14 protein-coding genes and 3 tRNA genes are annotated in these 17,449 nt (G+C 69.0%); 7 read left to right on the top strand and 10 right to left on the bottom strand.

Annotated elements, in window-relative coordinates; translation table 11 throughout:
- The first annotated feature begins 7 nt into the window (after positions 1-7).
- The 3 genes from IB242_RS08400 (at position 8) to IB242_RS08390 (ending at position 4,806) form a co-directional block, all read left to right on the top strand.
- Complete coding sequence (locus IB242_RS08400; RefSeq protein WP_192278095.1) at positions 8-1,051, top strand: glycosyltransferase family 9 protein; 1,044 nt, start codon at positions 8-10, stop codon at positions 1,049-1,051.
- Between the two features lie 18 nt (positions 1,052-1,069).
- The gene (locus tag IB242_RS08395) at positions 1,070-1,642 is read left to right on the top strand and encodes a nucleotidyltransferase family protein (RefSeq protein WP_225540355.1); all 573 of its coding nucleotides are present in this window, start codon (positions 1,070-1,072) and stop codon (positions 1,640-1,642) included.
- Between the two features lie 107 nt (positions 1,643-1,749).
- On the top strand, positions 1,750-4,806 hold the full coding sequence (locus tag IB242_RS08390; protein ID WP_192278093.1) for a fused MFS/spermidine synthase: 3,057 nt from the start codon (positions 1,750-1,752) through the stop codon (positions 4,804-4,806).
- Here IB242_RS08390 and IB242_RS08385 read toward each other — a convergent pair.
- A complete protein-coding gene (locus IB242_RS08385; RefSeq protein WP_192278091.1) occupies positions 4,782-5,189 on the bottom strand; it encodes a DUF6165 family protein in 408 nt (135 codons plus the stop codon). The two genes, IB242_RS08390 and IB242_RS08385, sit on opposite strands and share 25 nt — an antisense overlap.
- Before the next feature lie 138 nt (positions 5,190-5,327).
- Here IB242_RS08385 and IB242_RS08380 point away from each other — a divergent pair.
- Positions 5,328-5,418, top strand: a tRNA-Ser gene (locus IB242_RS08380).
- Between the two features lie 164 nt (positions 5,419-5,582).
- Positions 5,583-6,287: a protein phosphatase 2C domain-containing protein gene (locus IB242_RS08375; protein WP_192278089.1), complete on the top strand. Its 705-nt coding sequence runs from the start codon at positions 5,583-5,585 to the stop codon at positions 6,285-6,287.
- Positions 6,288-6,320: 33 nt separating this feature from the next.
- Here the strand turns inward: IB242_RS08375 and dnaQ are convergent, their stop codons facing one another.
- The 3 genes from dnaQ to IB242_RS08360 are packed head-to-tail and all read right to left on the bottom strand — an operon-like array spanning position 6,321 to position 8,167.
- Positions 6,321-7,049: a DNA polymerase III subunit epsilon gene (dnaQ, locus tag IB242_RS08370; RefSeq protein WP_192278087.1), complete on the bottom strand. Its 729-nt coding sequence runs from the start codon at positions 7,047-7,049 to the stop codon at positions 6,321-6,323.
- Positions 7,050-7,054: 5 nt separating this feature from the next.
- Positions 7,055-7,507: a ribonuclease HI gene (rnhA, locus tag IB242_RS08365; protein WP_192278085.1), complete on the bottom strand. Its 453-nt coding sequence runs from the start codon at positions 7,505-7,507 to the stop codon at positions 7,055-7,057.
- 18 nt (positions 7,508-7,525) lie between these two features.
- Complete coding sequence (locus IB242_RS08360) at positions 7,526-8,167, bottom strand: hypothetical protein (RefSeq protein WP_192278083.1); 642 nt, start codon at positions 8,165-8,167, stop codon at positions 7,526-7,528.
- A 12-nt stretch (positions 8,168-8,179) separates the two neighbouring features.
- On the opposite strand from IB242_RS08360, the gene gloB reads away from it, so the two are divergent.
- Entirely contained in the window at positions 8,180-8,947 is a 768-nt protein-coding gene (gloB, locus tag IB242_RS08355) for a hydroxyacylglutathione hydrolase (RefSeq protein ID WP_192278081.1), read from the top strand.
- Positions 8,948-9,066: 119 nt separating this feature from the next.
- Complete coding sequence (locus IB242_RS08350; RefSeq protein WP_343237109.1) at positions 9,067-10,158, top strand: transglycosylase SLT domain-containing protein; 1,092 nt, start codon at positions 9,067-9,069, stop codon at positions 10,156-10,158.
- A 339-nt stretch (positions 10,159-10,497) separates the two neighbouring features.
- Here IB242_RS08350 and IB242_RS08345 read toward each other — a convergent pair whose 3' ends face one another.
- The 6 genes from IB242_RS08345 to clpX form a co-directional block, all read right to left on the bottom strand.
- Positions 10,498-12,474, bottom strand: a complete 1,977-nt coding sequence (locus IB242_RS08345) for a peptidyl-prolyl cis-trans isomerase (RefSeq protein WP_192278079.1) — start codon at positions 12,472-12,474, stop codon at positions 10,498-10,500.
- A gap of 144 nt (positions 12,475-12,618) precedes the next feature.
- Positions 12,619-12,695 (bottom strand) — tRNA-Asp (locus IB242_RS08340).
- 89 nt (positions 12,696-12,784) lie between these two features.
- A tRNA-Val gene (locus IB242_RS08335) sits at positions 12,785-12,859 on the bottom strand.
- 40 nt (positions 12,860-12,899) lie between these two features.
- The gene (locus IB242_RS08330) at positions 12,900-13,172 is read right to left on the bottom strand and encodes an HU family DNA-binding protein (RefSeq protein ID WP_192278077.1); all 273 of its coding nucleotides are present in this window, start codon (positions 13,170-13,172) and stop codon (positions 12,900-12,902) included.
- Positions 13,173-13,383: 211 nt separating this feature from the next.
- Positions 13,384-15,861, bottom strand: a complete 2,478-nt coding sequence (gene lon, locus IB242_RS08325) for an endopeptidase La (protein WP_192278075.1) — start codon at positions 15,859-15,861, stop codon at positions 13,384-13,386.
- Between the two features lie 198 nt (positions 15,862-16,059).
- The gene (clpX, locus tag IB242_RS08320) at positions 16,060-17,349 is read right to left on the bottom strand and encodes an ATP-dependent Clp protease ATP-binding subunit ClpX (protein ID WP_192278073.1); all 1,290 of its coding nucleotides are present in this window, start codon (positions 17,347-17,349) and stop codon (positions 16,060-16,062) included.
- Positions 17,350-17,449: the final 100 nt, after the last annotated feature.

Here is a 17,449-nt window from a genome sequence, read left to right as displayed (position 1 = left end):
CCGCCTGATGCATCCCTCACTCTGTCTCCTGCGCCTGTCCGCCCTGGGCGATGTCACCCATGTCCTGCCCCTGGTCCGGACCCTGCAGCGGGCCTGGCCGGACGCGCCGCCGCTGCACTGGGTGATCGACAAGGCCGGCCACCGCCTGCTGGACGGGCTGGACGGCGTGGTCTTCCACGTCTACGACAAGCGCACCGGCGTGGCCGGCATGCGCGCCCTGCGCCGCGAGCTGGCCCCGCACGGGCGCTTCGACGCGCTGCTGCAGATGCAGGTCGCCGCGCGCGCCAACCTGCTGTCGGCGTTCATCCCGGCCCGGCGGCGGGTCGGCTACGACCGCAGCCGCTCGAAGGACCTGCACGGGCTGTTCATCAACGAACGCATCCCCGACCGGCCCGGCATCCACGTGCTGGACGCGATCGGCAGCTTCTGCGAGCCGCTCGGGCTGCGCCAGGACGAGGTGGTCTGGGACATGCCGGTGCCGGCCGACGCGTTCCACTGGGCGGCCGCGCAATGGCCCGATGACGGCACGCCGGTGCTGATGATCTCGCCCTGCTCCAGCCATGTGCTCCGCAACTGGCATGCCGACCGCTACGCCGCCCTGGCCGACCACGCCGCCGCCCGGGGCTGGCGCGTGGTGCTCTGCGGTGGCCGCAGCGAGCTGGAGCGGCAGACCGCCGACGCGATCACCGCCGCGATGCGCGCACCGGTGCTGGACCTGGTCGGCAAGGACACGCTGAAGCAGCTGCCGGCCCTGCTGGCCCGCGCCGACCTGCTGGTCACGCCCGATTCGGGACCGATGCACATCGCCAACGCGATGGGCACGAAGGTGCTGGGTCTGCACGCGGCCAGCAACCCGGTCCGCAGCGGCCCGTACTCAGACCGCCGCTACTGTGTGGACCGCTACGACGATGCCGCGCGCAGGTACCTGCACAAGCCGGCCGACGCGCTGAAATGGGGGACCAAGATCGAGTTCGACGGGGTGATGGACCTGGTCACCGTGGACGACGCGGTCGCGGCCTTCGAGCGTTACCGCGGCGATCACGCCCGATGACCACGGTATCGGCCGGCCATGTCCAGCGACGCGCACGCACGGCTGGCTGAGATCGCCCGCGGCGACGCCGCGTTCATGGCGCGGCTGCGGCAGGTGCGATCGCTCGGGCTGCCGGAGGCGGTGATCGGTGCCGGTGCAGTCCGCAACCTGGTCTGGGACCACCTGCATCGACTCACCACGCCACGCACCGCGTCCGATATCGACGTCGCCTGGTTCGATGCCGGCGACCTGTCCCCGCAGCGCGATGCCGAGGCAGTGCGGCGCCTGCAGGCGCTGGACCCCGCAACGCCCTGGGAGGTGACCAACCAGGCCGCGGTGCATCTTTGGTTCGAGGCGCACTTCGGGCACCCGGTGGAACCGCTGCGTTCGATCGCAGATGCGGTGGCCTGCTGGCCCGAATACGCCACCTGCGTGGCATTGCAGCTGCAGCATGACGACACGCTGCGCGTGATCGCACCGCATGGGCTGGACGACCTGTTCGGCATGGTCGTGCGGCGCAATCCACGCCGCGTCAGCGTCGCGACCTACCGGCAGCGCATCGCCGAAAAAGGTTACCTTGCGCGCTGGCCGCAGGTCCGCATCGTCGCCTGAGCGACGCTGCCCGCCACGTCCGGCCCGTCGATCCATCGGAATGCCATGACGCCCAGCCGCTTCAACGCCACCGCAGCGCACGTGCCCGTCGCCGCGCCGTCCGCCGCATGACGCCGGCGTCCCGACTCCCGCTCGGCCCTATCCTGCTCGGCCTGTTCGTGCTGTCCGGCTTCGCCGGCCTGGTCTACCAGTCGCTGTGGTCGCACTACCTGGGCCTGGTGATCGGCCATGCCGCCTACGCGCAGAGCCTGGTGCTGGTGATCTTCATGGGCGGCATGGCGCTGGGCGCCTGGCTGGCCGCACGCTGGACCGGGCGCTGGACGCGGCTGCTGCGCGCCTACGCGATCGCCGAGGCGGTGATCGGCGTGCTCGGGCTGGGCTTCCATGCGCTGTTCGTCGGCTACGGCGAGCTGTCCAGCAGCGTCGTGCTGCCGTGGCTGGGCAGCGGCATCGCCGGCCAGCTGTATCCGTGGATCTCGGCCAGCGTGATGCTGCTGCCGCCATGCATCCTGCTCGGCGCGACCTTCCCGCTGCTCAGCGCGGGCTACCTGCGCGCGGCGCCGGACCAGGACGCGCGCGTGCTCGGCGGCCTGTACTTCGCCAACAGCCTGGGCGCCGCGCTCGGCGCGCTCGGCGCGACCTTCCTGCTGCTGCCGTGGCTCGGCATGCCCGGGGCGATGGCGGTGGCCGGCGTGGCCAACCTGCTGGTGGCCGCGGCGAGCTGGGTACTGTCATGGCGGATCGAGCGCGCGGATGCCGCGCCTCGCCCGGCAGCTGAAGTCATCAGCGCATCGCCGGCCACGCCGGACCGTCGGCCGATGCCGCGCCTGGCGCGCAGCGTGCTGTGGGTGTCGCTGCTGTCCGGCGCCTGCTCGTTCGTCTACGAGATCGGCTGGATCCGGCTGCTGAACCAGGCGCTCGGCACCACCCTGCACAGCTTCGAACTGATGCTGGCCGCGTTCCTGCTCGGCCTGGCCTGCGGTGGCGTGTGGGTGCACCCGCGCGCGGCGCGTCTGGACGATCCGCTGCGCAGCGCCGCGCATGCGCAGATCGCGATGGGCATCGCCGCACTGCTGTCGCTGGTCGCCTTCGCGCACAGCTTCGACTGGACCGCCGCGCTGGTGCAGTCGCTGGCGCGCACCGATGGCGGCTACCGGATCTACCTGTCGGGCAGCGCCGCGATCGCGCTGCTGGTGATGTTCCCGGCGGCTTTCTTCGCCGGCACAACACTGCCGCTGTTCACTCTGGCCCTGCTGCGCAACGGCGCGGGCGAGTCCGGCATCGGCCGCCTGTATGCGGCCAACACGGTCGGCGCGATCGTCGGCGTGCTGGCGATGACCCACCTGTTGATCCCGTTGCTCGGCGTGCGTCTGGGCCTGGGCCTGGCCGCGCTCGGCGACATCGTACTGGGCTTCTGGTTGCTGGTGCATGCACGCGGCGAGCTGCACGGGCGGCGCATCGCCGCGCTCGGCGCCACCGTGGCGGCCAGCCTTGCGGTGGTGCTGGTCTGGGGCCGGACCGATCCGCAGGCGCAGCTGTCCGGCGCGTTCCGCACCGGCTTCGCCTCGCTCGACCCGGCGCTGGAGGTGCCGTTCCTGCACGACGGCAAGACCGCGACCATCGGCGTGGTCCGCTCGCCCACGCACGGCACCCGCTCGCTGCTGACCAACGGCAAGTCCGATGGCGCGATGGCCGAGCGGCTGGACGCGCCACCGGGCGGCGACGAACTGACGATGGTCGGCCTCGGCGCGCTGCCGCTGGCCCTGCATCCGCAACCGGCCCAGGTCGGCGTGATCGGCTGGGGCCTGGGCCTGTCCACCCACACCCTGCTCGGCAGCGACCGCGTGCAGCGGGTGGAGACGGTGGAGATCGAACCGGCCGTGCACGCGGCGGCGCGCTTCTTCGCGCCGAGGATCGGCCGCGCGCTCGACGATCCGCGCTCGCAGGTGCATTTCGACGACGCACGCCGCTTCTTCGCCAGTGGCCAGCGCCGCTACGACGTGATCGTCTCCGAGCCGTCCAATCCCTGGGTCAGCGGCGTCGCCGGCCTGTTCACCCAGCAGTTCTACCGCTTCCTGCATGACCATCTGGCCGACGACGGCATCCTGGTGCAGTGGCTGCAGACCTACGAGATCGACGATGCGCTGCTGGCCCGGATCGCCGCCGGCCTGCTGCTCGAGTTCCCGGATGCCGCGCTATACCTGGTCCAGGACAACGACCTCGTCGTCGTCGCCTGCCGCAGCATCTGCCCGGCCGCCGACATCGCACGCCTGCAGGTCACGCCGGCGCTGGCGCGGGAAACCGCACGCACCGGCCTGGACAGCGACGCCGCACTCGCACTACGCCGGCTCGGCGGCCGCGAACTGCTGGCCACCTACGTGCAGGCACTGCAGGCGCAGCCGCATACCGACTTCCATCCCAGCGTCGCCCTGCGCGCACCGTTGACCCGCTTCCGCGGCGACCGCGCGGACACCCTGCAGCGGCTGGCCGACAACGGCCTGCCGGTGCTGGACATCCTCGAAGGCCGCAGCCCACCTCCGGCCAGCACGGCGATTCCGTCGATGCAGGGCCATGGCCTGACCCTGATGCGCGCGCGCGCACTGCGCCTGGCCGACGCGCTGCGCGCGGGCCACCACCGCAGCGAACTGTCGCGCCGCGAACGCGATGCGCCGCTGCCCGACGCGCAACTGCAGGCGCTGCTGGGCACCTCCGCCGGCGCGGTCGACGATCCGGCGACCTGGCTGGCTGCGGCCTCCGCCGTGGCGGCGGCCACGATCGGCCACCTGCCGGCGTCCGATCTCGAGGGCGTGTGGATCGATCCGGCATGGATCGATGTGGAACTGCAGCCGGCACCGGTGCGCGAGGTGCTGGCGCTGTACGCCGCCGCGGCCCACCGCGATGCGTCAGCGATGCGGCGCCATGGCGAACGCGTACTGCAGTTGCCCGAAGCGCTGCCCGGCGATCTGCAGGAGCAGGCGCTGCTGATCGCCCAGCTCGGCGCGCTCGGCAGCGGCCGTCCGGCCGAGGTCGAGCAGTTGCACGAGGGTTACGGCGTGGCCCTGCCGCACAGCGACGCGCTGCGCATGGTGCGCCACCTGATCAGGGTGCGCGCGTTCGAGCGCGCCACGCAGGCACCGGCTCAGGACGCGGCCGCACCGCGGTAGTCCTGGTAGGACTTCTCTTCGACGTAGGACGAGCCCAGCGCGAGATTGATCTGCTTCTTGATCCGCGCGCGCTCGTCGTTCTCGAAGTACACGCTGCGCGCCAGCCGCACGAAGTCCTCGTCGAACTCCTGCGCCTTCTCCTTGACCCGGATCTCGTCCTCGATGTCCCAGAGCCGCTCGTTGACCTCGCGCAGCTGCGCGCGCAGCTGAACGATGTTGCCGACCGCGGCCGGGTGCGCCATCCAGGTGGTCTCCAACGCCGACAGCTCGCTGCGCACGTTGACCAGCTTGGCCTCGTCGCTCATGCGCTCGGACTTGATCTGCAGGATCGAAATCTTGTCCAGCAGCTCGCCGAACGACACGGGAACCTGGATTTCGGACATGGGCGTCGGCCGTTGCGGAATGGGGCTGCAAGTCTATGCCAGCGCGCATGTACCGTCCCAGCGCGCGGACAGTTGTGCGCCGCCCCCGGCTTCCCGTATGATGGGCGGCCCGCAGCGGACCACTGCCGCGGGGTTTGCGGGAAGGTGGCAGAGTGGTCGAATGCGCCGGATTCGAAATCCGGTGTACCGGTCTCCGGTACCGTGGGTTCGAATCCCACCCTTCCCGCCAGAACACCCGAGACGGGTCCGGAAACGGACCCGTCTTTTGTTTTGTCCGCCTGCCAGGCGCGGCATGAACCGAGCACCGCCCGGCCCCGGCATCACCCCGGCCGTGGCCGCCCGGCCACGACGATTGCGTTTATCCTGACTGACAGCGAAGCCGCTGCGGACGCCATGATCGAATTCGGACACCTGACCCATGTAGGGCTGCGCCGCGAGCTCAACGAGGACACCTATTACGGTGACAGCGAGCTCGGCCTGTGGCTGGTGGCCGATGGCATGGGCGGGCACGCCTGCGGCGAGGTGGCCAGCGCCCTGGCGCGCGAGACCATCGTCCGCGAGGTCCGCGCCGGCACTCCGCTGGTCCAGGCGATCCGGGTGGCCGACGAGGAGATCATCCGCGCCTCGCGCCGCCGCAACGACACCCTGCCGATGGGCACCACCGTGGTGGCCGCGCGCATCCATGGGCAGCGCTTCGAGGTGGCCTGGGTCGGCGACAGCCGCGCCTACCTGTGGCAGGAGGGCACCCTCGCCCAGCTGAGCCAGGACCACAGCTATGTGCAGGATCTGATCGCCCAGGGCGCGCTCACCGCCGAACAGGCCCGCTCGCATCCGCACCGCAACGTGGTCACCCAGGCGCTGGGCGTGACCGATCCGGCCCATCTCAACGTGTCGGTGATGGCCGGCGAACTGCGGCCGGGCATGCAGCTGCTGCTGTGCAGCGACGGCCTGACCGAGGAGGTCGGCGACGACGCCATCGGGCGCACGCTGGAGTACCAGGACTGCAGCGCGCAGGAGTGCGTGGATACGCTGATCGCCGCGGCGCTGGATGGCGGCGGCTCGGATAACGTCACCGCGATCCTCGTCCGCTGCCAGTGAGGCGCCGCGCGCGGCAACGCCGCGCCCGCGCGCTCAGGCGTCGGCCAGTTCCTCGACCGGCTCCAGCGCATCCCAGAGCGCCCGCCCCGCCTTCTTGCGCAGCCTGGCCAGCCGCTGCGCATGCGCGGCGTGCTCTTCGGGCGACGCCACCACGCGCGGCCGCTCGCCCAGCACCGGCTCGAAACTGACCACCGGCCCGGCCGCCGCCGACGCGGTCTGCGGCTCGGCGAAGCCGATCTCCTCCTGGCCCGAGGTCAGCGCGATGTACACATCGGCCAGGATCTGCGCATCGAGCAGCGCGCCGTGCAGGCTGCGATGCGAGTTGTCCACGCCCAGCCGCTTGCACAGCGCATCCAGCGAGTTGCGCTGCCCCGGGTAGCGCTCGCGCGCCATCGCCAGGGTGTCGATCACGGTGCACCGGTCGACGATGCGGCCATGCCCGGCACCGAGCAGCGACAGCTCGTTGTCGAGGAAGCCAAGGTCGAACGCGGCGTTGTGGATGATCAGCTCGGCGCCGTCGATGTACTCCAGGAACCGCGCCGACACCTCGGCGAAGGTCGGCTTGTCGGCGAGGAACTCCAGGGTCAAGCCGGTCACTTCCTGCGCGCCGGCCTCGAACTCGCAGTCCGGCTTGAGGTACTGGTGGAAGTTGTTGCCGCTGGGCCGGCGTTCGAGCAGTTCGACGCAGCCGATCTCGACCACGCGGTTGCCCTTCTTCCATTCCAGGCCGGTGGTTTCGGTATCGAGAATGATCTGGCGCATGGGCGTCAGTTTACCTTGCCGCCGGCGCGCACCTGCTGGCACGCCAGACGCGCCAGCGCATCCACGCGCTCGTTGTCCGGGTCGCCGTTGTGCCCCTTCACCCAGCGCCAGTCGATCCGGTGCCGCTGGGTGGCCTGCTGCAGGCGCTCCCACAGGTCGCGGTTCTTGACCGGGTCGCCGGCGCTGTTCTTCCAGTTGCGGCGGATCCAGCCGGGCATCCATTCGGTGATGCCCTGGCGCACGTACTGCGAGTCGGTGTGCAGCACGATCTGGCAGGGCTCCTTCAGCACTTCCAGCGCCATGATCGCCGCCATCAGCTCCATGCGGTTGTTGGTGGTGTCCATCTCGCCACCGGACAGTTCGCGCTCGTGGCCGTTGTAGCGCAGCAGCGCGCCCCAGCCGCCAGGCCCGGGATTGCCGCTGCAGGCACCGTCGGTATGGATCTCAATCGCTTTCATCGTCTTCCTGGTTGTACGTCAACGCGCGCGGGCGGCACTGCCCTGCCAGCGCAATGGCACCGGCGCGACCGGGAGCGCGGCGCGCTTCTCGGCTTCGATCACATAGCTGGCACGCAGCACCCCGGACACGCCCGATGCCGCGTCCCCGGCGCCGGGGCGGTCACGCCAGCGCGGCCCGAGGTAGTGAGCCGTGCCCGGCTGCAACCCTGCGGCCTGCAACCGGCGTCGCCAGCCACCGGGGCTGCCATCCGCACGCGCGTCGCCGTGCCAGCGCCATCGATAGGGGCTCCACGGCGTCAGGCCACAGATCCACAGCCTGCCACTATCGGCCAGCAGCCGGGCGGCCTCGTCCAGCAGCTCCGGTCGGGCGACGTGCTGCAGCACGATCGCGCCGAGACAGCCGCTCGCCAGCGGCAAGGGCAGTCCACAGCGCACGCTGCCGGCGTATCCGGGGCCGGCACGGTACAGCAGCAGCCCCCGCAAAGGCGAGGGCAAGGCTTCCATGGCGTCGGTCGGCTCGACCCACAGGCAGGGCGCGAGCGGCAGCGAAGACAGGCGCTGAAGCAGCCAGCGGCGCTCCAGCGACAGCAGCCGCCGGGCCTCCGCGCTGCTGAACCATGACGGTGCGCCGGGTTGACGGCTGGTCGTGGCGGCAGGCATGGTCCCGATTCTATGCGACTCAGCGCCCTGCCCGCACTCGAGGACAACTACATCTGGGTGCTGGAGGACACTGCCGGCGCGCTGGTGGTCGACCCCGGCGAGGCCGCCCCCGTGATCGCGCATTTCGATGCCCACGGCAGCGCGCCCGATGTCGTCCTGCTGACCCATCACCATCCGGATCATTGCGGCGGCGTCGCCACGCTGCAGCAGCACTACCCGTCGCTGGTGGTGCACGCGCCGGATGATCCGCGGATCACGCTGGACTGCCACCGCGTGCGCGACGGCGACGTGCTGGAGCTGCTGCGCCAGCCGGCCAACGTGATCGGCGTGCCCGGGCATACCCGCAGCCACGTGGCCTACCTGGTGGCCGGCCACCTGTTCTGTGGCGATGCGCTGTTCAGCCTGGGCTGCGGCCGCATGTTCGAGGGCACGCCGGAACAGATGCACGCATCGCTGCGACGGCTGGCCGCGCTCGATGACGACACGCTGGTCTGCTGCGGGCACGAGTACACCCTGGCCAATGCCGCCTTCGCACTGGCGGTCGAGCCCGGCAACGACGCACTGCACCGCCGCCATGCCGACGCCATCGCCCAGCGCCGGGCCGCTCATCCGACCCTGCCGGCCCGGCTGGCCGACGAACGCGCCTGCAATCCGTTTCTGCGCTGCCATGTCCCCGCTGTCCGCGATGCGGTGGCGGCACGGAACGATGCCGCGGGTCCGCTGGACGATGTCGGCACCTTCGCCGCGCTGCGTGCCTGGAAGGATGGATTCACCGCATGATCCGACACCCGCAGGCCCTGCAGGCAACCCTGGTTGCCGCACTCACGGTTGCGCTCTCGGCCTGTACCGGCATGGAGCCCCGCTCCCAGGCGCCGGCATCGCCACCACGACAGGCGTCGGTGGATACGCGCCCTCCGCTGCAGGCCTCGCCGCCGGATCACGCCACGCCGGTGCCGGCACCAGCCAGTCCGGAACCGGCGCAGCCATCGGCCACCCGCAACGGCCTGCAGATCTATACCGATTTCCGCGACGGCTTGGCCGAGCCGGAGTGCGGCAACGCCGATCCACGCTGGCTGCGGCATTTCGCCCACGCACCGGCGCGCCTGGCGAACGCCGACAGCGATGCGCTGCCGCTGTTCGGGCATGTGGTGGACATGCTGCGCGAGGCGCAGCTGCCGACCGAGTTCGCCCTGATTCCCTTCATCGAAAGCGGATATGCGCCGGCGGCGCGCTCGAGCAGCGGCCCCGCCGGCATGTGGCAGTTCGTCGCGCCCACGGCCCGGCATCACGGCATCGCGGTGGGCAAGTCCTACGACGGGCGCCTGTCGCCGGCGGAATCGACGCGCGCCGCCGTGCGCTACCTGGAAACGCTCAACGACACGTTTTCCGGTAACTGGCGCCTGGCGGCCATGGCCTACAACGCGGGCGAGTACCGGATCCGGCAGGCGCTGCGCCGCAACGGAGACGACGCGGCCGATACCACTCCGCGCTCGGTTCCCGGCCTGTCAGCCACCACCTACGCCTACGTCGAAAAGCTGCATGCCCTCGCCTGCCTGCTGGAGGACGCCGGCGAACGCGAGACATGGCGCGCGGCGCTCGATCGTCCTGTGCCGAACCTGCACGCACAGCCGCTCGAAGGCGCCCGCTCGCTCGAGCACTGGGCCAGCGCGAACGGCGTCGATGCCGGCCTGCTGCGACGGCTCAATCCCGCATTGGCCAACCACTGGCCGGGCGGGAAGCCGCCGCTGGCGCTCGCCCCGCCCACAGCACTGGATCCGTCCGGCACCAGCATCGTCGCCGGCAATGGGCAAAGCACCACGCCGGATGACGATCCTGCAGTCGCCCCAGGCCGCACGCACACCGTCCGCCGCGGCGATTCGGCCTGGGCCATCGCCCGCCGTTATGGCCTGAGCGCCACCCGCCTGCTCGAACGCAACGGGCTTGGCGCCAAGAGTGTGCTGCGCCCCGGCACGGTGCTCCAGCTCGATTGATCAGAGGGGGCCGCGCAGCGAAGCTGCGAGGCGACCTGCGCGCGTGCACCATCGTTCGCCGGCTGGCCTCAGTCCGACTAGGCGTCGAAAGCGGCGGGGTCACCGCGCCGGCCGATCCATGTCGGTCGAGCACCGTCGGCGGCCACGGAGTCTGCCAACGACTCAATCCGCGAACGCGCTTGCCTGCCGACGTCTTCGTGCCTGGACACAAGCAGTCATCCATGCGCACGCCGATGAGCTCAGTGCATCCCGCTGCTCCCTGCATGAGCGGTAACCCGACACGACGAAGGCGCGGGGGTCGCCCGCGCCTTCGTTCTGGAACAGCTGCGATGTGGCCGGTTAGAGCTGGCTTTCCTGGATCACCACGCTGAACCGCTTGCGCGCCTCGCGCACATAGCTCTCCGCCGCTGCCGCACCATCGACCTGCGCGAACTGGCTGCGCAGCATGGTGCGCTGCTCTTCCGGCATGTCCTCCGGCTTGCCCGGGTGGACCGCGGTGACGGCGAACAGGGCATAGCGCCCACCGGGCAGCTCGAAGCGACCGGGCGAGGTCTTGCCCTCTGCAGGCGCAGGCACCGAGAAGATCGTGCGGTTGGCCTCGGGCGACGGGGTCGGCGCACCACGCGGCAGACCCGGCAGCGGCACCAGATCGGCCTGCGCGCTCTCGGCCACCGCAGCCAGCGCTTCACCGCCACGCACGCGCTCCAGCAGCGCATCGGCTGCCGCCGCGGCCGCCTTGGCCTGACGGTCGGCACGCACGGCAGCGACGACCTGGTCACGTACCTCGGCCAGCGGCCTCGCTGCCTCCGGCGTGTGCTCGGTGACGCGGATGATCACGGTGTGATTCGGCCCCAGCTCGATCGGATCGCTGGCCGTGCCATCCTCGACCAGCGCCTCGGAGAACGCGGCGCGCTTGACCGCCGGATTGGCGGCGATGCCGACCGTGTCGTCGCGGGTGAACGGCCCGATGCGCTGCACCTGCAGGCCGGTCTGCTCCGCGGCGGCCTCGAGTGCCGACGGATTCTGGTAGATGAGGTCGGTCAGACGGCCACTGAGCTCGCTGTAGGCACGCTCGCGATCAGCCTGCGCCTGCTCACGCGCCAGTTCGTCGTGGGCCTGCTCGAAAGGCACCTGGGCACCGGTCTTGATCTCGCGCAGCTGCAGCACGTGATAGCCGAAGTCGGTTTTGACCGGGCCGCGCACCTCGCCCTGCTGCATCGCGAACAGCGCCTGCTCGAACGGCGCCACCATCACGCCCGGCTCGACCCAGCCAAGGTCGCCGCCAGTGTCGCGCGAACCCGGATCTTCCGAATTGGCCTTGGCCAGCGCCGCGAAATCGGCGCCGGGCGCACGCGCCTGCTCGGCCAGCGCGGCAGCCTTCTCCTCCGCCGCCTTCTGGGCCGCGGCATCAGCTCCACTGTCCACGCGCACCAGGATGTGCGACGCCAGACGCTGCTCCGGATCGACGAAGCGCGCCTTCTCTTCCTCGTAGCGCTTGCGCAGCGTGGCCTCGTCGGCCGCTGCCGGCACCGGCAGCGTGCTGGCATTGACCTCGACATACTCGATGCTGACCGCTTCGGGCTTGCGGAAATCGGCAGGATGCGCGTCGTACCACGCCTTGACCTGCGCCTCGTCCACCTCCGCGGTGTCCTCGGCCTGCGGCTGCAGCACGGCGATCTCGACGTCGCGGGTTTCGCCTGAGAGACGCAGCAGGCGCTCGAACTCGGCATCGGTGACGAATGCCGAACCGGCGATGCCCATCGGAACCAGCGACTGCTTCAGCGCATCGCGCACATCCTGCTCGAACTGCTTGGGCGAGCGCGGCGGCATCTGCGAGCTGAGCGCCAGCTGGTAACGGCTCGCATCGAACTTGCCGTCCACCTGGAAGGCCGGGATCGCGGCGATGTAATCGCGGACCGCGATGTCGCCGACGGTGACGCCGGCGCGATCGGCGGCCAGCAGAATCACTTTCTCGTCGATCAGCTGGTCGAGCACGCGCAGCTTGTTCTCGGTGGTCTCGAACTGGCGCGGATCGAAGGCGTCGCCCTGCTGCTCGCGCTGCTGCATCCGCTCCTGCTCGAAACGCGTGCGGAATTCCTCGGCGCTGACTTCATGGTGCTGCCAGAGCATGGAGACCGGCCACCACTTCGGTGCGCCCTGCCACCAGGTCGGCGGTGCCTTCACCTGGGCGACGTTGTTCGCGCCGACACCGCCGAGATAACTCTGGTCGACGACGAAAAGGAACGGAATCATCAACAGTCCGATGATGACCGTGGCGACCCATCCGGAAGTCCGGTCGCGGAGTTTCTGCAGCATCGTTGCCAGGCTCTTGGGATTAGCCGCGTAGTCTACCCCGTCGCACGCAGCGGCGCCCGCCACGGCCGGCGGCGGCCAGTCGTCCCAACCAGCTTTGTCGCACGCAAAAAGAAACCCCCGATTTCTCGGGGGTTTTGGATCAGATGGCGGAGTGGACGGGACTCGAACCCGCGACCTCCGGCGTGACAGGCCAGCATTCTAACCGACTGAACTACCACTCCGCTGCTGAGACGATCATTGTAGGATGTTTTTTAGCTTTGCGCTAGCCCCATCCAACAATTTTTTTCACTTTCGATCCGCTTCCCGATGATGGTGGGTGCTGAGGGGATCGAACCCCCGACCCTCTCCTTGTAAGGGAGACGCTCTACCGCTGAGCTAAGCACCCGGCGCTTTGCGCCTCCTGCCATCGGGTGGCAGCGAGTCGATTAGTTTACTGCATCCTTCAGCGCCTTGCCAGCCTTGAAGGTTGGATTGACCGAAGCGTTGATCGTAATCGTCTCGCCGGTCTTCGGGTTGCGGCCGGTACGCGCAGCGCGCTTGCGCGCCTGGAAGGTGCCGAAGCCGACGAGGGTGACGGTGTCGCCCTTCTTCAGCGCCTTGGTCACGGCAGCGATGAACGCGTCTGCGGCGCGGGCGGCTTCGGCCTTGGTCAGCTCGGCGTCGCTGGCGATGTGATCGATCAGGTCGGTTTTGTTCATTCTGGAACTCCCTTGGCGGCATCTGCCGCGAGTGATTGGACGGGGCCGCTTCAGGCGTGCGCCCCCGATGGTCCTGTGCCGCGACGTACGCTCTCTTCAAATGCCGCCGCGGGTGCGCCCGTTATACAGGGCGCGGTGTGGAGTCGCAAGCCGAAAACCCAATAACGGCGCGGGTTTTCAGGCTTGACACGCATTCATGGAACGGCCCAGGTCAGTGCTTGATCCCGGTCCGCTCATCACCGTTGCGCACTCGCTTGCCCGTGCCCTTGACCGCACGCGTGCGCACCTTCGAAGGCTTGGCCTCGGCCTTCGGCCCCAGCGGCCGCTCCAGCGCCAGGTCCAGCACCTCGTCGATCCAGCGCACCGGCACGATCTCGAGATTGTCGGTGACGTTGGCCGGAATGTCGGCCAGATCCTTGCGGTTCTCCTCGGGGATCACCACGGTGCGGATGCCGCCGCGCAGTGCCGCGAGCAGCTTCTCCTTCAATCCACCAATGGCGGTGACCTTGCCACGCAGGGTGATCTCGCCGGTCATCGCGATGTCGGCGCGCACTGGAACCTTGGTCAGCGTCGACACCAGCGTGGTCACCATCGCGATGCCGGCACTGGGGCCATCCTTCGGCGTCGCCCCATCCGGCACATGCAGATGCACGTCCTGCTTCTGCAGGAAATCGATCTCGATTCCCAGCCGCTCGGTACGCGCGCGCACGACCGACAGCGCGGCCGACGCCGACTCCTTCATCACGTCACCGAGCTGGCCAGTCAGGATCAGCTGCCCCTTGCCCGGCACCAGCGTGGCCTCGATCTGCAGCAGGTCGCCGCCAACCTCGGTCCAGGCCAGGCCGGTGACCAGACCGATCTCGTTCTGCTCCTCGGCGCGGCCGTAGTCGAAACGGCGCACGCCCAGGTACCTGTCCAGGTTCCTCGACTCGACCTGGACCAGCGCGGCCTGCTTGCGCGAGCCCTTCTTCGCCGGCGCCTTCTTCGCCGGCTGCGGGCCAGCCAGCGCGATCTCCTTGACCACCTTGCGGCAGATCTTGGCGATCTCGCGCTCGAGGTTGCGCACGCCGGACTCGCGCGTGTAGTAACGCACGACGTCGCGGACCGCGCTTTCGGCGATCGACAGTTCCTCCGGCTTCAGGCCATTTGCCTTCAGCTGCTTGGGTACCAGATAGCGCAGCGCGATGTTGAGCTTCTCGTCCTCGGTGTAGCCCGGGATGCGGATCACCTCCATGCGGTCCAGCAGCGGGCCCGGGATGTTCAGCGAGTTCGAGGTGGCGATGAACATCACCTCGGACAGGTCGAGGTCGACTTCCAGGTAATGGTCGTTGAAGGTGTGGTTCTGCTCGGGATCGAGCACTTCCAGCAGCGCCGAGGACGGATCCCCACGGAAGTCCATCGACATCTTGTCGATCTCGTCCAGCACGAACAGCGCGTTGCGGCTGCCGACCTTGTTGAGGTTCTGCACGATCCGGCCCGGCATCGAGCCGACGTAAGTGCGGCGATGGCCACGGATCTCCGCCTCGTCGCGCACGCCACCCAGCGCCATGCGCACGAACTTGCGGTTGGTGGCCTTGGCGATCGACTGGCCGAGCGAGGTCTTGCCCACGCCAGGCGGACCGACCAGGCACAGGATCGGGCCCTTCATCTGCTTCACCCGCGACTGCACCGCAAGGTATTCGAGGATGCGTTCCTTGACCTTCTCCAGACCGTAATGGTCGGCGTCCAGCGTGTCCTGGGCGACCTTCAGGTCCCTGCGCACCTTGGTGCGCTTCTTCCACGGCACGCCGAGCAGCCAGTCCAGGTAGTTGCGCACCACCGCGGCCTCGGCCGACATCGGCGACATCTGCTTGAGCTTGTTCAGCTCGTTGCGCGCCTTGGCCTCGACCGGCTTGGGCATGCCGGCCTCGGCGACCTTGCGCGCCAGTTCCTCCAGCTCGCCCGGTGCATCGTCCAGGTCACCCAGTTCCTTCTGGATGGCCTTCATCTGTTCGTTGAGGTAGTACTCGCGCTGGCTCTTCTCCATCTGCGACTTGACCCGGCCGCGGATGCGCTTCTCCATCTGCTGCACGTCGATCTCACCCTCGACCAGGCCGACCAGCAGCTCCAGCCGCTCGCCCACATCGGCGCTTTCCAGCAGCCGCTGCTTGTCCGACAGGCGCACGCCGACATGGGCCGACACGGTATCGGCCAGGCGACCGGCCTCGTCGATGCCGGCCAGGGTCTGCAGCAGTTCCGGCGGCAGCTTGCGGTTGGTCTTGACGTACTGCTCGAACAGACTCATCAGCGTCCGCGCGATGGCCTCGACCTCGCGCTCTTCGCGCTCGGTGCCGCGCTCGATCAGCTCGCCGCGGCCGTGCAGCGCGCCGTCCTGCTCGACGATCCGGCTGACCGCCACGCGCGCCGTGCCTTCCACCAGCACCTTGATCGTGCCGTCCGGCAGCTTGAGCAGCTGCAGCACCGTGGCCAGCGTGCCGACCGTGTACAGGTCGCCAGCCTCCGGATCGTCGGTCTCGGCGGATTTCTGGGCGACCAGCAGAATCTGCTTGTCGGCCTCCATCGCCTGCTCGAGCGCCCGCATCGACTTGTCCCGGCCGACGAACAGCGGGATCACCATATGCGGAAACACCACCACATCCCGCAGCGGCAGGACGGGCAGTTCGAGGGCGTCGGAACGGGATCGGGACATGGGAACTCCGGAAGCGTGGATGACGGTCGGACCGTCCTCGCCCCGTTATGGGGGCAGCCACGAACGCTTGCAAGCAGCGCGGCATGAATCGAATCTTTTCAACGACTTGCAGCAAACCCCGGAAACGAGACCGGGCCCGCGCAGCGCGCGGACCCGGCAGGTCGATCCCGGTTGTCGGCCGCGTACGGCCCGCCCCGATCAGTCGCCAGAGGCGGCCTTCGGCGGTGCCGCGGCCGGGGTCTGGTAGATCAGGTACGGCTCGGTCTTGTGCTCGATCACCGACTCGTCGACCACGACCTTGCTGACGTTCTCGGCCGACGGCAGGTCGTACATCGTATCGAGCAGCACCGACTCGACGATGGTGCGCAGGCCACGCGCGCCGGTCTTGCGCTTGAGCGCCTTCTTCGCGATCGCGGACAGGGCGTCCGGACGGAACTCCAGCTCGACGTTCTCCATCTCGAACAGCTTCTTGAACTGCTTGGTGATGGCGTTCTTCGGTTCGGTCAGGATCTTGATCAGCGCCGGCTCATCCAGCTCCTCCAGGGTCGCGACCACCGGCAGGCGGCCAACGAACTCGGGGATCAGGCCGAACTTGATCAGGTCTTCCGGCTCGACCTCGGCCAGCAGCTTGCCGGTGTCGGCCTTGCGCTCGGTGCTCTTGACCTTGGCGCCGAAACCGATGCCGCCCGCCTCGGTGCTGCGCTGCTGGATCACCTTGTCCAGACCGGCAAACGCGCCACCGACGATGAACAGGATGTTCTTGGTGTCGACCTGCAGGAACTCCTGCTGCGGATGCTTGCGCCCGCCCTGCGGCGGCACGCTGGCGACGGTGCCCTCGATCAGCTTCAGCAACGCCTGCTGCACGCCTTCGCCGGACACGTCGCGAGTGATCGACGGGTTCTCGCTCTTGCGTGAGATCTTGTCGATCTCGTCGATGTAGACGATGCCCTGCTGCGCCTTGTCGACGTCGTAGTCGCACTTCTGCAGCAGCTTCTGGATGATGTTCTCCACGTCCTCGCCGACGTAGCCGGCTTCGGTCAGCGTGGTCGCATCGGCGATCGTGAACGGCACGTTGAGCAGGCGCGCCAGCGTCTCGGCCAGCAGCGTCTTGCCCGAGCCGGTCGGGCCGACCAGCAGGATGTTGGACTTCGACAGCTCGACGTCCTCGTTGCGCTGCCGGCTCTCGATCCGCTTGTAATGGTTGTACACGGCCACGGCGAGCGTCTTCTTCGCCCGCTGCTGACCGATCACGTACTGGTCGAGGACCTCGAGGATCTCGCGCGGCTTGGGCAGCGAGCTACGCGCCGACTGCGCCTTCTCCTCGAGTTCCTCGCGGATGATGTCGTTGCACAGTTCGACGCATTCATCGCAGATGAACACGCTCGGGCCGGCGATCAGCTTGCGCACCTCGTGCTGGCTCTTCCCGCAGAAAGAGCAGTAAAGGATCTTGGTGCTGTCGCCGGAACGGCCCTGGCGGTCTTCGCTCATGCTTCGCTTGTCCAGTGGTGCTGCCCGCGCTGACGGGACTTCGGTTCGAGAATAGCACAGGGCCGGAACCACGCCAGAGGCGCGCCGGGCCTGCCTTTTG

Source organism: Xanthomonas sp. XNM01 (assembly GCF_014851915.1).
Lineage (GTDB): Bacteria > Pseudomonadota > Gammaproteobacteria > Xanthomonadales > Xanthomonadaceae > Pseudoxanthomonas.
Note: the sequence above shows the minus strand (reverse complement) of the source record. Positions and strands in the feature narration are given on the sequence as shown.

Bases quoted from the DNA above. Each gene is read 5' to 3' on its own strand.
- rnhA (WP_192278085.1), bottom strand. From the start codon at position 7,507: ATGAAAGCGATTGAGATCCATACCGACGGTGCCTGCAGCGGCAATCCC.
- dnaQ (WP_192278087.1), bottom strand. From the start codon at position 7,049: ATGCGCCAGATCATTCTCGATACCGAAACCACCGGCCTGGAATGGAAG.
- IB242_RS08395 (WP_225540355.1), top strand. From the start codon at position 1,070: ATGTCCAGCGACGCGCACGCACGGCTGGCTGAGATCGCCCGCGGCGAC.
- IB242_RS08400 (WP_192278095.1), top strand. From the start codon at position 8: ATGCATCCCTCACTCTGTCTCCTGCGCCTGTCCGCCCTGGGCGATGTC.
- lon (WP_192278075.1), bottom strand. From the start codon at position 15,861: ATGTCCCGATCCCGTTCCGACGCCCTCGAACTGCCCGTCCTGCCGCTG.
- IB242_RS08390 (WP_192278093.1), top strand. From the start codon at position 1,750: ATGACGCCGGCGTCCCGACTCCCGCTCGGCCCTATCCTGCTCGGCCTG.
- IB242_RS08330 (WP_192278077.1), bottom strand. From the start codon at position 13,172: ATGAACAAAACCGACCTGATCGATCACATCGCCAGCGACGCCGAGCTG.
- IB242_RS08360 (WP_192278083.1), bottom strand. From the start codon at position 8,167: ATGCCTGCCGCCACGACCAGCCGTCAACCCGGCGCACCGTCATGGTTC.
- clpX (WP_192278073.1), bottom strand. From the start codon at position 17,349: ATGAGCGAAGACCGCCAGGGCCGTTCCGGCGACAGCACCAAGATCCTT.
- IB242_RS08345 (WP_192278079.1), bottom strand. From the start codon at position 12,474: ATGCTGCAGAAACTCCGCGACCGGACTTCCGGATGGGTCGCCACGGTC.
- gloB (WP_192278081.1), top strand. From the start codon at position 8,180: ATGCGACTCAGCGCCCTGCCCGCACTCGAGGACAACTACATCTGGGTG.
- IB242_RS08385 (WP_192278091.1), bottom strand. From the start codon at position 5,189: ATGTCCGAAATCCAGGTTCCCGTGTCGTTCGGCGAGCTGCTGGACAAG.
- IB242_RS08375 (WP_192278089.1), top strand. From the start codon at position 5,583: ATGATCGAATTCGGACACCTGACCCATGTAGGGCTGCGCCGCGAGCTC.